We start from the raw sequence: 18,416 nt of genomic DNA on the forward strand, positions 1-18,416 counted from the left end.
CGTTCACCGCGCGGCGCGCACGCCGCACCGTTCACGCAGCCGGATCGACGCGCAGCACGAGCTTGCCGCGATGGTCGCCGTCGAACAGGCGGTTCAGCACGTCCGGCGCGTTCTCGAGACCGTCGGCCACCGTCTCCTCCGCCTTCAGCCGACCGTCGCGCAGCCAGCCGGCGAGCGTCTGCACCGCTTCGCGGCTCTTGCGGTAATCGAGGATCAGAAAGCCGCGCATCGTCAGCCGTTTCGAGATCAGCACGCCGACGTCGTCGGCCGCGCGGCCGCTGTTGTAGTTCGAGATCACGCCGCACAGCGCGATGCGTCCGCCGATCACCATTCGCGACAGCACCGCGCGCATCACGTCGCCGCCGACGTTCTCGAAGTTCACGTGCACGCCGTCCGGCGTCGCGGCCTTCAGCTGCTCACGAAAATCGTCGGCCTTGTAGTCGACGGCCGCGTCGAACCCGAGCGTGTCGGTCAGGTAGCGGCACTTGTCCGCGCCGCCCGCGATGCCGACCACGCGCGCACCGTGGATCTTGCCGATCTGCCCGGCGATCGAGCCGACCGAGCCGGCCGCCGCCGATACCACCAGCGTCTCGCCCGGCTGCACCGGCGCGATCTCCGTGAGCCCGTAGTACGCGGTCAGGCCGCTCATCCCGCATGCGCCGAGCAACGTCGGCAACGGCAAGCCCGACTGCGCGGGCAGCTTCACGAGCTGCGCGGCCTGCTCGGCCGGCACGCGCGCATAGTCCTGCCAGCCGACGAGCCCCTGCACGAGATCGCCTTCCGCGAAACCCGCATGCCGCGACGCGACCACGCGGCCGATGCCGAGCGCGCGCATCACGTCGCCGATCGCGACCGGCGGCAGGTACTGCGGCACGTCGCTCATCCATACGCGGTTGGTCGGGTCCATCGACAGATACAGCACGCGAACGAGCACGTCGCCATCCGCGAGCGCGGGCACCGGCGTCTCGACGAGCGAGAAGTGTTCGCGGCCGACGCGGCCTTCCGGACGCGTTTTCAGCAGCAGTTGGCGATTGACGAGTGTCGACACGATGGGCTCCTCCGGAGATAGGCGACGGAATCGGCGAAATGTGCGTCAGACCGCGCACATCCCGCCGTCGATCACGAGTTCGGCAGCGGTCACGAAGCGGCTTTCGTCGGACGCCAGATAGACGGCCGCATGCGCGACGTCGTCCGGCTCGCCGAGCCGGCGCAGCGGAATGCCGCGCGCGAGCTTGCGCGTCGCGTCGCGCTCGCCGAGCGTGCGGAACAGCGGCTCGACGATGCCCGTGCGGATGAACGCCGGATGAATCGAGTTGCAGCGCACGTCGAGTTCGCGACGCGCGCAATCGATCGCGACCGACTTCGTCAGCGACGCGACGGCCGCCTTCGACGCGTTGTATGCGGTGAAATCCGGCTCGACCTTGAAGGCCGCCACCGACGAGATATTGATGATCGACGCGGGACGGCTCGCGCTCAGATACGGCAGCGCATGCTTGCAGCCGAGCACGATGCTCTCGACGTTGATCGCCATCACGCGCCGCCATTCGTCGAGGTCGATCTGTTCGGGCGCGCCGATCGATCCGACGCCCGCGTTGTTGACGAGCACCGACAGCCCGCCCATCGCTTCGTTCGCCTGCGCGAGCAGCGTCTGCCAGCGCGCCGCGTCGCGCACGTCCTGCGTCGCCGCGAACGCGACCGGCGCCGCTTGGCCGGCATTGAGTTCCTGCGCAAACGCGTCGAGCACCGCGGAATCGGCGATGTCGGTGACGAATACGCGCGCGCCCTGCTCGACCATCCGCCGCGCGATCGCGCGGCCGAGGCCGCCGGCCGCACCGGTGATGTACGCGCACTTGCCCGCGAGGCGCGGAGAAACGACTGTCATCTGAGCTGCTCCTGTCGTGAATCGTCGTCGCGGCTCGGCGCCGCGACGGTCGTGGCCGCGCGTACGTCGGTCGACTCGCCCGCGGTCTCGCGAGTATATCGAGACGGCGGTGCGGTCTCGCCCGCAGCATGCGCGGCCGGCACCGAACGACGGCCAGCGTACGCGAATGCGGCCCGGCAATGAAATGAATATTCGTGATGGCCGGTCATACGCGCAGTTCATGACCGGCGGTGCGTCGTTGCCGAGCGGCGCCGGGCCGCGGCAGCGCTTCGGCAAGAGCGGACGGAGAACGAATCGACGGGCAATATGGCGGCCGGCCGCGCGGCACGCGGGGGCCTCCGCATGCCGGAACGCAGCGAACCAACGGCTCAGAACCGGTCGCCCGGCGACCCGCGCATGAACGCGCAGAGCTGAGGAGAATGCGCGTCGATCATCTGCTGGAACGGCGCGCGATGCCCGTACGCGATGCCGGACACGAGCAGCAGGCAGACGGCCGCGACGCGCGGCGAGAACGCGCGCTTTTGCGCGCGATCGTAAGCGTGCAGGAACACCAGCGCGACGGCCGCACCGAGCAGCCAGCCGGCGACGACTTCCGGCACCGTGTGCGAATGATCGAACACGCGCGCGACGGCCGTCGTCGCGCCGATCGCGAGCCCGGCCGCGACGCCCGGCGCCTTGCCGGGCCGGAACGCCTGCCACAGCATCGACAGCGCGACCGTCCATACGGACGTCGACAGCATCGTGTGGCCGCTGATCACGCGGAAATCGAATTGCGGGATCTCGACGCCGCAGCCCGCATAGAGGATCTTCGTCGCGCCGACCACGATCATGCCGGCCGCGAGCAGCGCGACCCAGCGCACGGCCAGCGTCCAGTTCGACAGCGCGAGCCATGCCGCGCACGTGAGCGCGATCGGCAGCGTCAGCGCGGCATCGCCTATGTTGCTGATTTCACTCCACATCATCGACTTCGAACGGCCAGGGAAGGCGGCAGTTTAGCGCATGCGCGAGCCGCGTCTGTGTCAGCGTGTGACAGGCTGTATCAGCCCGCGACGCCGGTGATCAGCAGCAGGTTCGTGCCGGTGATCACGACGAACAGCACCCACGCGACGGCCTGCATTGCGCGGCCGATCGTATGCTCGCCCATCGTCCGGCGATCGCTGACCGAGCGGATCAGCGGCCACATCGCGAACGGCAGCTGCAGGCTCAGCAGCACCTGGCTCCATACCAGCAGCTGCCCGACCGAGTTGTCGCCGAGCCACAGCACGCCGATCAGCGCCGGCGCGAGCGCGAGCCCGCGCGTGATCAGCCGGCGCTGGTAGCACGGAATCTTCGTGTGCAGGAAGCCGTCCATGATCACCTGGCCGGCGATCGTGCCGGTCAGCGTCGAACTTTGCCCCGACGCGAGCAGCGCGATGCCGAACAGCAGCGCGGCCGCGCCGCCGGCGATCGGCACGATCAGCCGGTACGCCTGTTCGATGTCGGCGACGTCGGTCTTGCCGGTCGCATGAAACGCGGCGCCCGCGACGATCAGGATCGCCGCGTTGACGAGCATCGCGACGAACAGCGACACGCAGGTGTCGACGCGCACGAGCGCGAGCGTGTCGCGGATCACGCCGCGCGTGCCGCCGACGACGTGCCGCGTCTGCACGACCGACGAATGCAGATACAGGTTGTGCGGCATGATCGTCGCGCCGACGATGCCGAGCGCGAGCACGATCGCGTCCTTGCGGTCGTGCCCCGGATCGCCGGGCACGAGCCCGGCCGCGACCGCATGCCAGTTCGGCGGCGTGATCGCGACCTGTGCGACGAAGCAGAACGCCATCGTCGCGATCAGCCCGAGCACGATCGCCTCGATCTGCCGAAAGCCCTTGCCCTGCAGGCCGAGGACGATCAGCGTGTCGAGCGCGGTCAGCACGATGCCCCACGCGAGCGGCACGCCGAGCAGCAGCTTGAACGCGAGCGCGCAGCCGAGCACCTCCGCGATGTCGCACGCGATGATCGACACTTCCGCGGTCACCCACTGCACGATGCGCCCGAAGCGGCCGTAGCGCTCGTAGCTCGCCTGCGCGAGATCCTTGCCGGCGACGAGGCCGAGCCGCGCAGCGAGCATCTGCAGAAAGATCGCGGCGACGCTCGAGAACGCGACGACCCACAGCAGCGCGTAGCCGAACTGCGAGCCGGCCTGGATGTCGGTCGCCCAGTTGCCGGGATCCATGTAGCCGATCGCGACGAGCAGCCCGGGGCCGAAGAAGCGCTTGAGCTTCAGCCAGCGCGATGCGCGCGCGTCGATCGTGATGCTGCCCTTTACTTCCGACGGGCAGAAGGGGGCGGTGGCGGTGGTGGGCAGGAAGGACATGAAAGCCGGGGGTCGAGATCGCGATACGGCGATTTTACGGTGATCCGCGCCGCGGCCTCTCGTGCGTCGGCCCGCGCGCCGCCGCGCAGCGGGCGTTCGCGGCCGGCCGCGCCGTTCGCGGACCCGGCATCCGCGTGCGGCGACGCACCCGCATCGGTCAGCATCCGCTCGCGTTCGGCGATGCGGAACTCGGTCGGCGACATCAGCATGCGCTGTCGAAACAGCTTCGCGAGACGCTCGCCGCTGCCGAATCCGGTGCGGCGCGCGACCTTGTCGGCCGGCAGCATCGTGTGGACGAGCATGTGGCATGCGCGTTCGAGCCGCACGTGCTGCACGAACTCGGTCGGCGTCACGCCGATCTCCTTCTTGAAGCGCCGCAGGAAATTGCGCTCGCTCATCGCGGCGGCGCGCGCGGCTTCCGCGATCGACACGCGGTTCACGCTGCGCGCGCGCAGCCACTGCGCGGACATCCGGATCGACGGGCTCGCGCTCAGTTCGCGAAACGCCCACATCGACTGCACGTAGCGCTGCTCGATCGGCCGCAGCATGTTCGACGCGATTTCCTGCGCGGCGCCGTCGCCGAAATCGGCGCGGAACATGTCGAGGACGGCGGCGAACACGTCGGTCTCGCGCGGCGGCCGCTCGAGCGTCGCCGCAGCGTCGTGCGGCGCGCCATTCGGCGGCCGGTGCGCAGGCGGCTGCGCTGCGGCCAGCGCCGGCAGGTCGGCCGCATCGACGATCCAGCGCGCATGCCGGCGAACGTCCGCGAGACGCCGCCGCAATGCGTCGTTCCAGCTCACCGTCACGCGCTCGCCGTGAAGATGGAGAAACGCGTATGCGCAGCGGCCGTGATCGTCGTCCAGCGGATCGGCGGCGATCTGCACGCCCGACGACGACTGCACGAGCCCGCCGCGCTCGGATACGTATTTCAGCTGGTAATCCGCGCCGAGCGCATGCAGGCGGTTCGCCAGATTGAAGGCCTCGCCGACACGCGCGGCCTGGGCCAGCGAAAACCCCGTACTCAGATAGATCACGACCCACCGCTGCTGTGCTGCATTCACTGGCCAAGCCCCCGACTCTCGTTTCGACTTCTTCTAATACCGTCGAACTGTCCGGCTTGTAGTTGGATTTTTGATCGCGTGCGACAGGACGGCCATCTTGAAATATGAAGCGTCGGCATCTTAGCCGAACGCCCCCGCGGCCGGCGCGAAATGGCCGACGCGGACAGCATCATGGCGGATTACTACAGACTGCCGGGCGCCCGCGGTATGCCGATGCAGAATCGCGCAGCGCGGCCGGCGCGCATTCGCCGTGCGCGTCGAGACGCGTACGTTTGCGCGGTGCGGTGCGGTGCGGTGCGGTGCGGTGCGGTGCGGTGCGGTGCGGTGCGGTGCGGTGCGGTGCGGTGCGGTGCGTGCGGTGCGGTGCGTGCGGTGCGGTGCGGTGCGTGCGGTGCGTGCGGTACGAGCGGTGCAAGCGGTAAACGGAGTAAAAGGACCACAAGCGGCGCGAACGAACCACGCGGTTGCTTCGCGTGCGCATCCCTTAGAATCGGTCGTCCCCGACCACGCCGCCGCCGCCCGTCCCGTGCCTGCCGACCACCGCCTCGATCTGAACCTGTTCCGCGTGCTCGACGCGATCTACGTGCACGGCGGCATCGGCGCGGCTGCCCGCCAGCTGCATCTGACGCAGCCGGCCGTCACGCACGCGCTGAACCGGCTGCGCGCACATTTCGACGATCCGCTGTTCGTCCGCCAGGGCAACCGCGTCGTACCGACCGAGCGCACGCGTTCGATCATCGCGGACGTGCAGCTGCATCTGAAAGGTCTGCAGCGCACCGCGCGCGACCCGGCCGCATTCGATCCCGCGACGCTCGAGCTCGACGTCGCGGTCGGCATCCGCGACGTGCTCGAGTCGATCGCGCTGCCGCGCATCGTCGCTGCGCTCGCGGCCGAAGCGCCCGGCGTGCGGCTCGTGAGCCGCCGCGTCGCGGTGCGCGACATCGAGCGCGAGCTCGCATCGGGCAATCTCGATCTCGCGATCGATCGCCGCGTGCAGACCGGCGCGCGGATCGCGACCGAGCGTCTGCTCGACGACGCGCTCGTCGTCGCGATGCGGCGCGATCATCCGCTCGCGTGCGAACCGCTGCGGCGCGCCGACTATCTCGCCGCGCGGCATATCGCGGTGTCGTCGCTCGGCGAGCCGCAGTCGCTCGACGTGCTGCTCGGCAACGATGGCCGCCTGCGCCATATCCAGCTCGTGTGCCAGCACTACTTCGCCGCGTGCCAGATCGCGGCGGCCGGCGATCTGCTCGTCACGCTGCCGCGCACCTACGCGCTGCGCATGACCGCGCTGCTGCCGATCGCCGTGCAGCCGCTGCCGTTGCAGCTGAAGCCGTTTCCGCTGCTCGCGTACTGGCACGAGTCCCGCGATGCCGATCGCGCGCATCGGTGGGTGCGCAAGCGCATCGCCGCGCTGGTGCGCAGCAGCGCGGGCCACGGATGACGGCCGGCGCACGCGTGCGCGTGCGGCCGCGTGCGGCACGGTATGCTGGCGCCAGCCGCGCGGCTACGCTGCCGCGCGTTCCTGTCCCGCTTACCGGAGCCCTCCCATGTCGCTGATCCACGCTACCGCCACGCTCGAAGCCGACGCGCCCGATTACGTCGTCCAGTTGCAGGCCGGCACGCACGCGCTGACCGGCGACGAAGCGCCGCGCGAAGGCGGCGGGAACCTCGGGCCCGCCCCGTACGAATTCGTGCTCGCCGGTCTCGCGCAGTGCACGGCCGCGACGCTGCGTATGTACATGCAGCGCAAGCAGTGGCCGGCCGTGCGTATCGGCGTGCGTACCGAGCTGCATGCCGATCGCGAAGGGCAGCAATACGTGCGCCGCGTCGTGACGCTGGACGGCCCGCTCGACGACACGCAGCGCCGGCGCGCGGCGGAGATCTGCGAGAAGACGCCGGTCACGCTGTTCATCAAGCGCGGCACGCGGATCGAAACGACGCTGAACTGACGCGCGCGGCGTCGGCACCGGCACCGCGTCGACGATTCGAGCGCCGAAACGCACGACGGGCGGGCCGCGCACGCCGCGCGACCCGCCCGTTCGTCGATGCCGGCACGCGTCTCGCGACGCGTTCGGCTGCGCGCTGCTTACAGCCCGAGCGCGGACAGATCGAGCCTGCCCGCCTTCATCGGCGGGCACCAGAAATACGCGCCGGTCAGCGGCTGCGTGAAGCGGAACAGTCCGTCGACGATTCCGTCGTCCGCGCCGCTCATCCGGCGCATCTGCACGTCGAACGCGCGGAACGACCGGCCGAACGCGACGAAGTACAGCCCCGCGCGGCGCGCATCGGCCCACGGCGACGAGCGGCGCAGCATGAACGCGTCGGGCTCGAAGCTCTCCTGTGCGGTGCGCTTCACGTGCGAGAACGCGGGTGCATCGTCGAGCTCCTCGTTGTCCGAGCGGCGTCGGCCGATGATGTCGTCCATGTCGGCCGACGCGATGCGCTCCATCCGGTCGAAATCGTGCACCCACTGCTGGACTGCGACGAAGCTCGACCCGTCGAGCCCCGCGCCCTGCCCCGCGACGATCGCGGCGGCCAGCGCGTCGTCGCCGGTCGGATTCTCGGTGCCGTCCTCGTAGCCGGACAGATCGCGGTCGTTCGAATAGCGGAACCCGTCGACGACGTCCTGCAGCACGAACGCCGGCGCGAGCGCACGCTCGATCGCCCGCGCGCGCAGCACGATTTCGCCGCGATCGTCGCCGCGCAGCCACACCCACACGTCGGCCGGCGTGATCGGCAGCGTGCGGTCGTTCACCGCGAACGCCGGATAGTCGACGAGCCCCGGCACCGGACGGCCGACGTACGCGGCCAGCGCACGTCCGAATCCGACCACCGTATCGCGTCCGTCGACGATCCCGCGCAGCGCGGCGAGCGCAGCCGGCACGCTGCCGTCGTTCGACATCGTGAAAGTGAGGTATCGGGCCGCCGTGTCGATCGGAGCCAGAATGCCTTGCTGAACGTCGCTCATCGTTTCCTCGGGAATGTATCGAAGTGAAGCTGCGGGCCGATGTCGGCTGGGCGCGGGCGCGGCGCGCGACGCCCGCGAAAGAAGGGCCAAAACCCTGAATACTAACCGTATCGACGCGGCAACGCGGCATTCGTCCGACGTTGCGGCCGCGCGAGCACTGCTGATAGAATCGCTGCACGTCTTTTTTCGACGTCCTTTCAACGTTCACTTCAGGGAGGTGCAGATGTTCCGAATGCCAGCAGCCTTCCCGAACGTGGTCTCGCGACGCGGCTGATCCAGCCCGTCGCCCGCGCCGGCTCCCGAGCAGTGCTTCATTAACGAGCCCGCCAGCGCGTTTTCCCGACAGCCCGTTTCATTCGCCCGCGTCATGCGCGCGGCTCCGGCTGTTGCGTTTTCGACGTTCTCCGAACCGGAAAGTCCCGTCGCGCGATGCGCCGGGCAACGATACATGACCAGAAAAACCACCCATCTGGGCGGCCACGCTTTCCAGGCCGTCTTCGGCTTCACGTTCCGTTACTGGCGCCGGCAGCCGGTGCGCATTGCAGCGGTCGCGATCCTCGCGCTGCTCGCGGCGCTCGCCGACGTGCTCACGCCGCTGTTCGCCGGCCGCCTCGTCGACGCGCTGTCGACCGGCCTCACCGACCGCGCCGCGGCGTGGCATGCGGCGCTCGCCGCGTTCAGCGCGCTCGCGGCGCTCGGCATCGGCGCGACGCTGCTGCGCCAGGGCGTCTACCTGAACATCATCACGCTGACGCTGAAGATGATGAGCGAGATCGCCGCCGCGTCGTTTCACCGCGTGCAGCGCTTCTCGACCGACTGGCACGCGAACAGCTTCGCGGGCTCGACCGTGCGCAAGATCACGCGCGGCATCTGGGCGCTCGACCTGCTGAACGACACCGTGCTGATCGCGCTGCTGCCGTCGGTCACGATGCTCGTCGGCGCGACCGTGCTGCTCGGCACGCACTGGCCCGTGATGGGGCTCGTCGTCGGCGCGGGCTCGCTGCTGTACGTGTCGGTGACGGTCGCGGTGTCGCTCGGCATCGTCGCGCCGGCCGCGCGGCTCGGCAACCTGTGGGACACGCGCATGGGCGGCGCGCTCGCGGACGCGGTGAGCTGCAACGCCGTCGTCAAGGCGTTCGGCGCGGAAGCGCGCGAAGAAGCGCGGCTCGCACGCGTGATCGCGAAGTGGCGGCAGCGCACGCGCCGCACGTGGGTGCGCGGCACGTTCAACGGCGGGCTGCAAGGCGCGATGCTCGTCGCGATGCAGGCCGCGATGATCGGCGTCGCGCTGCGGCTGTGGGCGCGCGACGAGGCGAGCGTCGGCGACATCGCGTTCGCGCTGACGATGTTCTTCATGCTGCAGGGCTATCTGCGCGACGTCGGGATGCACATCCGCAACCTGCAGCGCTCGGTCAACGACATGGAAGAACTCGTCGCGCTCGAGCGGCAGCCGCTCGGGATCGACGATCGCCCGAACGCGCCCGCGATCCGGATCACCGACGGCGACATCCGCTTCGAGCACGTGACGTTCCGCTACGGCAACCATCCGGTGCCGCTGTACGACGACTTCTCGATGCGGATCGCGCCCGGCGAGCGCGTGGGCCTCGTCGGCCATTCGGGATCGGGCAAGACGACGTTCATCAAGCTGATCCAGCGCCTGTACGACGTGTCGGGCGGCCGCATCACGATCGACGGGCAGGACATCGCGCACGTACGGCAGGACTCGCTGCGCAGCCAGATCGCGATCGTCCAGCAGGAACCGGTGCTGTTCCACCGCACGCTCGCGGAGAACATCGCGTATGCGCGCCCCGACGCGAGCCGCGCCGACATCGAGCGCGCCGCGCGGCTCGCGAGCGCGCACGACTTCATCGCCGCGCTGCCGGACGGCTACGACACGCTCGTCGGCGAACGCGGGATCAAGCTGTCCGGCGGCGAGCGTCAGCGTGTCGCGATCGCGCGCGCGTTCCTCGCCGACGCGCCGATCCTGATCCTCGACGAAGCGACGTCGAGCCTCGACAGCGAAAGCGAAGTGCTGATCCAGCAGGCGATGGAGCGGCTGATGATCGGCCGCACGACGCTGGTCGTCGCACACCGGCTGTCGACGGTGCGCGCGCTCGACCGGCTGCTCGTGCTCGATCGCGGCCGCGTGATCGAGGAGGGCAGTCACGACGAGCTGATCCGCATCGACGGCGGCATCTACCGCCGGCTGTTCGAGCGGCAGGCGCTGGAGCTCGCGAAGGGGCTGGCCGATCCGCCGCGGCGTACGGTCGGCGGCGATGCGGGGCCGCTCGGCGAGCCTGCGGAGGCGTGAGCGAAGAAGCGGCTACGCAGCCGCTTCTTGCGACGGCGCGGCGCGGCGGCGTCGCAACTCACGCCGCCCGCTGTCGAAACGCCGATCGCCCCCGTTGAACTCGGGCCGTGCGCACCGCACGGCCTTTTTTTCATTCGCGGCTGGCTGTGGCTGTCGCGCGCTGCGCCGCTTGCTGCTTGCTGCTTGCTGCTTGCTGCTTGCTGCTTGCTGCTTGCTGCTTGTTGCTCGCTGCTCGCCCCTTGCTGCTCGCCGCTCGCCGCTCGCTGCTCGCTGCTCGCCCCTTGCCGCTCGCCGCTGGCCGCTTGCCGCGCGCCCCTTGCCGCTCGCGGCATACATGCGCCTGCCGTACGCACGCGCTTTCAGCGACACAGCTCCTCGAGCCGCTTGCCGTTCGTGCGCGGCCCGAAAATCCCGATCGACAGCACGACCACCAGCATGCATCCGGTAATCCCGGCGAACACGCCGACCACGCCGAAATCCCGCAGCAGCGCGGCGATGATGAAGCCCGACATCATCGCGCCGATACGGCTTGCCGAATAGACGAGCCCGTTCGCGCGGCAGCGGATCGCGGTCGGAAACAGTTCGGCCTGATACGCGTGGTAGCACACGGAGATCGTCTGGCCGGCGAGACTGATCAGCACGCCGAGCGCGATCAGCAGCCCGACCGAGCGCGCGTACGCGAACGCGATGCCGGCCGCGATCACCACCAGCGCGCCGCCGACGATCAGCCATTTGCGCTGAACGCGGTCCGCATACAGCATCGCGAGCAGCGGCCCGACCGGCAGCGCGAACGCGATGACGAACGAATACAGCAGGCTCTTCGTCACGGTGATGCCCTGCCCGATCAGCAGCGTCGGCACCCAGTTCGCGAAGCCGTAGTAGCCGATCGCCTGACACAGATTGAACACGACGAGCAGCACGAAGCGCGACCGATACGGCGGCTGCAGCAGCTCCGCGAACGACGCGCGCCGATGCCGCGGCTGCTCGACGATCGGCAGCGGCGCCCGCAACGGCGCGCCCGCCTGCCGCGCGACGATCGCTTCGATGTCGCGCACGATCGCGTCGGCCTGCGCGGGATGCCCGTGCGACGCGAGCCAGCGCGGGCTTTCCGGCACCGCGCGCCGGATGAACCACACCAGCACCGCGCCGGCGGACCCGGCGAGCACGACGATGCGCCAGCCGTCGAGCCCGAATACGGTCGTCGGCACGAGCCAGTACGACAGGATCGCGGCGACCGGCGCCGCGGCGAACATCACCGTCTGGTTGAACGCCATCGCGCGGCCGCGCATGTGCTGCGGGACGATTTCGGTCACATAGCTGTCGATCGTGATGATCTCGACGCCGACGCCGATGCCCGTGACGAAGCGCCACAGGATCAGCATTTCCGGCGTGGTCTGAAACGCCATGATCGCGGAGCCGGCCGAATACCACAGCAGCGATATCGTGAACACCGCGCGGCGGCCGAAGCGGTCGGGCAGCCAGCCGAGGCAGAAGGTGCCGACGAACAGCCCCGCGAACGTGGCCGCGATGAAGCCCGCGATCCCGGTGAAGCCGAAGAACGCATGCGTGGTCGTCGCGAGCAGCCCGCTTTTCGCGATGCCCGGCGCGATATAGCCGGTGAAGATCAGATCGTAGATTTCGAAGAAGCCGCCGAGCGAGATCAGGAACACGAGCATCCACAGATGCCGCGTGACCGGCAGGCGATCCATGCGCGCGGATATGTCGGCGCCGGGCTGAATGCCGACGCGTACGTTCGGCGTGGCGAGCGGAGGGCCGCCCGCGGTGACGGTCTGCTGCATGTCCTTCGTCTCCTTGTAGATATCGTGTTCTGCGGCGGCGCCGCGCCGTGCGGGGCGCCGCCGATCCGCCGTCGCGCACGCGCACGGTCGCGCGATGCGGCGGGCGTCTCGCGCCGTCGCTACGTCGGCCCGACGCAGGCCGCGCCGGGCATGCGCCGCATCTGCGCGGCATGCTTCGTTCGCGCGACGACCGCGCGCACGCCCGCGCGTGCCGGCATGCCGATCGCCGCGCCGCTCATGCGACCGCCTTGTTCCGCAGGCGTCCGAGCACCTCGTGCGTATGCTCGCCGATCCGCGCGAGCGCGTGCCGCACGCCGGGGCGGCGGCCGCCGAGCGTGATCGGCAGCAGCACCACGTCGGTCATGCTGCCGTCGTCGGCCTGCATCGGCGCGAGGCCGCCGCTGGCGCGCAGATGCGGATCGTCGAGCAGCTGCTCGGGCCGCACGATCGGCGCATAAGGAATGCCGGCCGCTTCCAGCTTCGGCGCGAGCTCGTCCGCGCGACGGTCTTTCAGCACCGCGCCAAGACACGCGAGCAGCTCGGGCCGCACGTCGACCCGCATCGCGTTGGTCGCGAAGCGCGGGTTCGCGGCGATGTCCGGACGTTCGAGCACGTCGCACAGCGTGACGAACTGCTTGTCGCTGACCGCGCCGATGAACAGCTGCTCGCCGTCCGCCAGCGTGAACACGTCGTACACGCTCCACGCGGATACGCGCGCGGGCATCGGCGGCGGCGCCTCGCGCGTCATCGCGTACTGCTGCATGTGCTGCGCGGACAGGAACACGCAGTTTTCGAACAGCGCGCTCTGCACTTCCTGGCCGCGCCCGGTGACGTCGCGCTCGCGCAGCGCCGCGAGCACGCCGATCGCGCCGAACATCCCGCCCATGATGTCGTTGACCGACGTTCCCGCACGCAACGGCCGGCCGACCGGGCCCGTCATGTACGACAGCCCGCCCATCATCTGGACGACCTCGTCGAGCGCGAGACGCTTCTCGTACGGGCCCGGCAGAAAGCCCTTGTGCGATACGTACACGAGCGCCGGATAACGCGCGGACAGCGTGTCGTAGTCGAGCCCGAACGACTTCATCAGGCCGGGCCGGAAGTTCTCGATCATCACGTCGCAGGTGCCGATCAGCTCGGTCGCGGTGTCCCTGCCCTGCGGCGTCGCGATGTCGATGACCACGCTCTTCTTGTTGCGGTTGAACGAGCGGAAGAAGCCGATGCCGAGCCCCGGCAGCTTGCGCGTGCGGTCGCCGCCGGGCGGCTCGACCTTGATCACTTCGGCGCCGAGGTCGGCGAGGATCATCCCGCACGTCGGCCCCATCACCATGTGCGTGAATTCGACGACGCGCACGCCGTCGAGCGGAAGTCTTGCGTTGACGGTCATGGTCGGCGACCTCAGGTGGCGCATGCGACGCCGGCCGCGTCGCATGCGGATGTTGCGGGCAGCCCGGCGCGCGCGAGCGCGCCATGCAGCGTTTCGCCGTCGAGCCAGCGCGCGAGCTTCGCGCGCAGCGCGAGCAGCGCCGGCACGTCGGCGCCGGTCGCGATGCGCATGCCGGCGAGCATGAACGCGAGGTCTTCGGTCGCCGCGTTGCCGCTCGCGCCCGGTGCGTGCGGGCAGCCGCCGATGCCGCCGAGCGACGCGTCGAAGCGCGCGACGCCGGTTTCGAGCGCCGCATAGACGTTCGCGAGCGCCAGGCCGCGCGTGTCGTGGAAATGACCGCACCACAGGCGTTCGCCGGCCAGTTCGCGGGCGCGCGCGAACAGCTCGCCGACCGCGCGCGGGCCCGCATAGCCGACCGTGTCCGCGATGCTCACGCGATCCGCGCCCGCATCGAGCAGCGCCTGCATGTAGCGCAGCACGTCGTCCGGCGCGACGCGGCCCTGGATCGTGCAGCCGAACGCGGTGCCGATGCCGCCTTCGATCAGCGTCTTCGCGCCGGATGCGTCTCGCGCGGCGCGAATGCGCGCGACGTCCGCGACGACTTCGTCGGGCGTCTTGCGCAGGTTCGCGATGCTGTGCGCGCGGCTCGCCGACAGCGGCACGAGCAGCAGATCGGCTTGCGCATGCAGCGCGGCATCGGCGCCCTTCAGGTTCGGCACGAGCACCGACACCGACAGCCCGGGCAGCGTCTTCGCGAACGCGACGAGCTCGGCCGTATCCGCAAGCTGCGGCAGCAGGCGCGCCGGTACGAACGATCCGACTTCGATTTCGCGCAGACCGGCTGCGTACGCGTCGCGAATCCATTCGATCTTGCGTTCCGTCGGAAGAATGCGGCGGATGCTCTGCAAGCCGTCGCGCAGGCCGACTTCGCGAATCGCGACGTCGGAGGGGAACAAGGGCATCGTCGTCTCCGTGTTTTCGCCGGTCATCGGGGCGCCGGCGTCGTGATAACTTTAGGCGTTCCTGAATCGCAGTAAAGCGGCGATCCGGAACGTCGATCGTTCCGAACCGGAATGTCTCGGAAGTGCGTCGCGGCCGCCGGAACCGGCCGTGCACGGCACCGCGCGGTCCGACGTATGCATGGGCAGCGCGAACGCGCCGGGCGGCGATCGTCGCGGCGACGCACGCGCGTTCCCCATCTGAAAACCCGCCCCGAAGGAGACCGCCGTGCGCGACATCGACCTGAAGACGCTGCGCCTGTTCGTGTCGGTATGCGAGCACCGCAACATCGCGCGCGCCGGCGACGAAGCGCATATCGAACCGTCGGCGATCAGCAAGCGCATCGCGCAGCTCGAGACGGATCTCGGCGTGCCGCTGCTCGCGCGTTCACGACGTGGCGTCGAGCCGACCGGCGCAGGGCTCGCGCTGCTCGAGCATGCGCGCAGCGTGCTGTTCACGCTCGAGCGCATCGGCAGCGACATCGCCGCGTTCGGCGGCGGACTGCGCGGCCGCGTGAGCATATGCGCGTCGGCCTCGGCGATCGCCGAAGCGCTGCTCGACGACATCGCGGCATTCATGAGCGAAGCGGAGAACGTGAACATTCGCGTCGACGTCGAGGAGCGGCTTTCCAGCGATCTCGTGCGCCAGCTGCGCGAAGGCGTCGCGAGCGTCGGCGTGTGCTGGGACAACGTCGATCTGCAGGGCCTGCAGCATCGGCCGTACCGGCGCGACCGGCTGGCGCTCGCCGTGCACCCCGATCATCCGCTCGCCCGCATGACGCAGCTGAGCTTCGACCAGACGCTCGCATACGAGCACGTCGGTCTGCCGCCGGCCACCGCCGTGCATACGATGCTGCAGCGCGCGGCGGCGAATGCGGGCGGCGCGCTGTCGTACCGCGTGATCGTGTCGAGCTTCGACGCCGCGTTTCGCGTGGTTGCGGCCGGCCTCGGGATCAGCGTCGTGCCCGTCGAAGTCGCGGCGACCTATCAGGCCGTGTTCGGCGTCAAGGTGATTCCGCTCGTCGATGCGTGGGCGGAGCGCCGCTTCGTCGTGTGCTTCAAGAACTTCGATTTCCTGCAGCCGGCCGCGCAGAAGATGGTCGATCATCTGACGCGCCGCGCGGCGCTCACGCGATCGACGCCGGACGAACGTCACGCATGACCGCAGCGGAGGTCGTCGCGCCGATTCGAACGGGAGGCGGCCGGCGACGGGCGACGACGGTTGACGTTGACGTTGACGTTGACGTTGACGTTGGCGATCGGCGATCGGCGGTCGGCGGTCGGCGACTTGCGACTTGCGACTTGCGACTCGCGACTCGCGGTTAGCGACTCGCGACCGGCAAACGCAACCGGCACGTCGACGATGCCCCATCAATCGGCTTCGCCCCGCGCGCGTTTGCCGACCGCGACGCGCTGCGCGCGGTAAATCCCCGCATGTCCGGAAAACAGATACGCGACCACGCACGCGACGATCGCGTACACGCCGATATCCGCGCCGAACAGCTCGATCGCCATGATCGTCGATGCGATCGGCGTGTTCGCCGCGCCCGCGAACACCGCGACGAAGCCAAGCCCGGCGAGCACCGGCACCGGCAGCGCGAGCACGTGGGCGAGCGCATTGCCGAGCGTCGCGCCGATGTAGAACAGCGGCGTCACTTCGCCGCCCTTGAACCCCGACGCGAGCGTGACCACCGTAAACGCGAACTTGCCGGCGAAGTCGTAGACCGGCAGCGGCCCGCGAAACGCGGCCTCGATCGTCGGAATGCCGAGGCCGAGATACTGCGGCACGTCGAGCACCGTGGCCGCCACGGCGACGAGCGCGCCGCCGAGCACCGGCTGCAGCGGCGCAACGCGCACCACGCGCCGGAACCATGCGGTCAGCGCATGCGTCGCGTGCGCGAACAGCCGTCCGACGACACCGAACGCGACGCCCGCGGCGATCGTCGCGGCGAGCCGCGCGGCCGACACGGCCGGCACGAACGGAATCGCGTAAACGGTGTGATGCACGCCCCACGCGCGGCACATGGCGTCCGCGACGATTGCGGACGCGACACAGGTCAGCAGCGCGTCGTAGCGCAGGCGGCCGATCGCGAGCACCTCGAGCCCGAACACGGCGCCCGCGAGCGGCGTACCGAACACCGACGAAAAGCCGGCCGCGATGCCGCCCATCAGCAGCACGCGCCGATGCTCGCGATCGAGACGGAACAGATGCGTGACGCGATCGGCGAGCGCGCCGCCCATCTGCACCGCGGTGCCTTCCCGTCCGGCCGAGCCGCCGAACAGATGCGTGACGACGGTCGCGACGAGCACGAGTGGCGCCATCCGCTTCGGCACGAGCGCCTTCGGATCGTGAATCTCGTCGATCAGCAGGTTGTTGCCGCGCGCGACCGACTGGCCGAAGCGATGGTAGACCCACCCGGTCGCAAAGCCGGCCGCCGGCAGCAGCCACAGCAGCCACGGGTGCGCGACGCGCATGCCGGTCGCGTGGTCGAGCGCGATCAGAAACAGCGCGGAAGCCGTGCCGGCGAGCGCGCCGAGCACGGCCGACAGTGCGAGCCAGCGGCACACGTAGCGCGCGGTCGCGAGAAGATCGGCAGAAGTCGTGAAGAACATGATTTCCAGATTCGGCTGAACATCGAACCTGGGCGGCAGAACACCGCATGGACGGCCTGCGACCTCCTGACACCCAGGAATGCGCAGGCATCATCAGCCGGGCGAACCGGCGGTTGAGGGCCGAAGCGCGCCGCGTAACGCGCGGCGATCGACCGCAGGGAGGCATGCCATCTCCGCAAGGCGGCCATTGTACGCGAGCGCTCGCGCCGCACGCAACGCGCCGCTTGTCGCCTTATCGCCTTATCGCCCTACCGCCTTATCGCCCTACCGCTCTACCGCCTTACCGCTCTACTACCTTGTCGCTCTACTGCCTCGCCGCCTTGCCGCCTTGCCGCCTGGCCGCCTTGCCGCCTTGCCGCCTCGCCGCCTGGCGCTCTGCCGCCCTGCCGCCCCCCGAGCGCGCGGCCGCGATACACGCTCAATCCGCCGACGCACGCGTCACGCGCGCGATCAGCTGCGGCGCGATCCGCTCGAGCGGCAGGATCGCGGACGCCGCACCGATCGCCGCGGCCGCCTTCGGCATTCCGTACACGGCGCTGGTCGCCTCGTCCTGCGCGATCGTGTAGCAGCCCTTCGCGCGCATCGCCTTCAGCCCGAGCGCACCGTCGCGCCCCATGCCGGTCAGCAGCACGCCGAGCGCGTCGCCCTGCCAGCCGTCGGCGACGCTGTGGAAGAACACGTCGATCGACGGCCGGTACGGCGTGTCGGCCGGATGCCGCGTATAGCCGAGCACGCCGCGCGGCGACACCCACAGATGATCGTTGGACGCCGCGAGCAGCACTTCGCCCGCGCGCGGCACGCTGCCCTGCCGCGCGACGCGCACCGGCAGCCGCGTGTAGCCGTCGAGCCAGTCGGCCATCCCGGCCGCGAACGCCTGATCGACATGCTGCACGATCACGATCGCGGCCGGGAAATCGGCCGGCAGCGCGCGCAGCAGCGCGGTGAGCGCGGTCGGCCCGCCCGCCGACGCGCCGATCGCGACGAGCGTCGGCCGGCCGCGCGCGGGAGATCGGAAGAGCGTCGTGTAGGGAAAGAGTG

The 18,416-nt window shown here is 69.8% G+C and carries 15 protein-coding genes and 1 riboswitch; of the genes, 4 read left to right on the plus strand and 11 right to left on the minus strand.

Annotated elements, in window-relative coordinates; all coding sequences use genetic code 11:
* Positions 1 to 31: 31 nt before the first annotated feature.
* The 5 genes from BUB20358_RS17500 to BUB20358_RS17520 form a co-directional block, all read right to left on the minus strand.
* Positions 32 to 1,048: an NADP-dependent oxidoreductase gene (locus BUB20358_RS17500; protein WP_006765436.1), complete on the minus strand. Its 1,017-nt coding sequence runs from the start codon at positions 1,046 to 1,048 to the stop codon at positions 32 to 34.
* A 45-nt stretch (positions 1,049 to 1,093) separates the two neighbouring features.
* A complete protein-coding gene (locus BUB20358_RS17505) occupies positions 1,094 to 1,882 on the minus strand; it encodes an SDR family oxidoreductase (RefSeq protein WP_035973595.1) in 789 nt (262 codons plus the stop codon).
* A 368-nt stretch (positions 1,883 to 2,250) separates the two neighbouring features.
* Complete coding sequence (locus BUB20358_RS17510; protein ID WP_006765434.1) at positions 2,251 to 2,841, minus strand: phosphatase PAP2 family protein; 591 nt, start codon at positions 2,839 to 2,841, stop codon at positions 2,251 to 2,253.
* Positions 2,842 to 2,921: 80 nt separating this feature from the next.
* Positions 2,922 to 4,238 (minus strand): Nramp family divalent metal transporter, encoded by a 1,317-nt coding sequence (locus tag BUB20358_RS17515; RefSeq protein WP_035973593.1) that lies wholly within the window; start codon positions 4,236 to 4,238, stop codon positions 2,922 to 2,924.
* A complete protein-coding gene (locus BUB20358_RS17520) occupies positions 4,187 to 5,245 on the minus strand; it encodes a helix-turn-helix domain-containing protein (protein WP_035975098.1) in 1,059 nt (352 codons plus the stop codon). Before BUB20358_RS17520 ends, BUB20358_RS17515 begins: the two co-directional genes overlap by 52 nt.
* Before the next feature lie 580 nt (positions 5,246 to 5,825).
* Here BUB20358_RS17520 and BUB20358_RS17525 point away from each other — a divergent pair.
* Together BUB20358_RS17525 and BUB20358_RS17530 are read left to right on the plus strand one after the other, a co-directional pair.
* Positions 5,826 to 6,743 carry a LysR family transcriptional regulator gene (locus BUB20358_RS17525; RefSeq protein ID WP_035973590.1) on the plus strand — a complete coding sequence of 306 codons (918 nt, stop codon included), beginning with the start codon at positions 5,826 to 5,828 and terminating at the stop codon, positions 6,741 to 6,743.
* Between the two features lie 106 nt (positions 6,744 to 6,849).
* A complete protein-coding gene (locus BUB20358_RS17530) occupies positions 6,850 to 7,251 on the plus strand; it encodes an OsmC family protein (protein ID WP_006765430.1) in 402 nt (133 codons plus the stop codon).
* Between the two features lie 137 nt (positions 7,252 to 7,388).
* Here the strand turns inward: BUB20358_RS17530 and BUB20358_RS17535 are convergent, their stop codons facing one another.
* Positions 7,389 to 8,270 (minus strand): Dyp-type peroxidase, encoded by an 882-nt coding sequence (locus BUB20358_RS17535; protein WP_035973588.1) that lies wholly within the window; start codon positions 8,268 to 8,270, stop codon positions 7,389 to 7,391.
* A gap of 448 nt (positions 8,271 to 8,718) precedes the next feature.
* Here BUB20358_RS17535 and BUB20358_RS17540 point away from each other — a divergent pair, with 448 nt between their 5' ends.
* Positions 8,719 to 10,581, plus strand: coding sequence for an ABC transporter ATP-binding protein (locus tag BUB20358_RS17540; protein WP_035973586.1), 1,863 nt, complete (start codon positions 8,719 to 8,721; stop codon positions 10,579 to 10,581).
* Between the two features lie 359 nt (positions 10,582 to 10,940).
* Here the strand turns inward: BUB20358_RS17540 and BUB20358_RS17545 are convergent, their stop codons facing one another.
* From BUB20358_RS17545 to BUB20358_RS17555, 3 genes are all read right to left on the minus strand, one after another.
* Positions 10,941 to 12,380 carry an MFS transporter gene (locus tag BUB20358_RS17545; RefSeq protein WP_035973583.1) on the minus strand — a complete coding sequence of 480 codons (1,440 nt, stop codon included), beginning with the start codon at positions 12,378 to 12,380 and terminating at the stop codon, positions 10,941 to 10,943.
* 235 nt (positions 12,381 to 12,615) lie between these two features.
* Complete coding sequence (locus BUB20358_RS17550) at positions 12,616 to 13,767, minus strand: CaiB/BaiF CoA transferase family protein (RefSeq protein ID WP_035973581.1); 1,152 nt, start codon at positions 13,765 to 13,767, stop codon at positions 12,616 to 12,618.
* Between the two features lie 11 nt (positions 13,768 to 13,778).
* The gene (locus BUB20358_RS17555; protein ID WP_035975095.1) at positions 13,779 to 14,729 is read right to left on the minus strand and encodes a hydroxymethylglutaryl-CoA lyase; all 951 of its coding nucleotides are present in this window, start codon (positions 14,727 to 14,729) and stop codon (positions 13,779 to 13,781) included.
* 265 nt (positions 14,730 to 14,994) lie between these two features.
* On the opposite strand from BUB20358_RS17555, the gene BUB20358_RS17560 reads away from it, so the two are divergent.
* Positions 14,995 to 15,927 carry a LysR family transcriptional regulator gene (locus tag BUB20358_RS17560; protein WP_035973578.1) on the plus strand — a complete coding sequence of 311 codons (933 nt, stop codon included), beginning with the start codon at positions 14,995 to 14,997 and terminating at the stop codon, positions 15,925 to 15,927.
* 209 nt (positions 15,928 to 16,136) lie between these two features.
* Here BUB20358_RS17560 and BUB20358_RS17565 read toward each other — a convergent pair whose 3' ends face one another.
* The gene (locus tag BUB20358_RS17565; RefSeq protein ID WP_035973576.1) at positions 16,137 to 17,378 is read right to left on the minus strand and encodes a voltage-gated chloride channel family protein; all 1,242 of its coding nucleotides are present in this window, start codon (positions 17,376 to 17,378) and stop codon (positions 16,137 to 16,139) included.
* Positions 17,379 to 17,455: 77 nt separating this feature from the next.
* A riboswitch (Fluoride riboswitch) is annotated at positions 17,456 to 17,562 on the minus strand.
* 234 nt (positions 17,563 to 17,796) lie between these two features.
* Positions 17,797 to 18,416, minus strand: a 620-nt coding sequence (locus tag BUB20358_RS28820; protein ID WP_302477257.1) for a chemotaxis protein CheB, incomplete at its 5' end; no start/stop codon positions are given.

Origin of the sequence: Burkholderia dolosa (genome assembly GCF_902499135.1) — a bacterium.
Lineage (GTDB): Bacteria > Pseudomonadota > Gammaproteobacteria > Burkholderiales > Burkholderiaceae > Burkholderia > Burkholderia dolosa.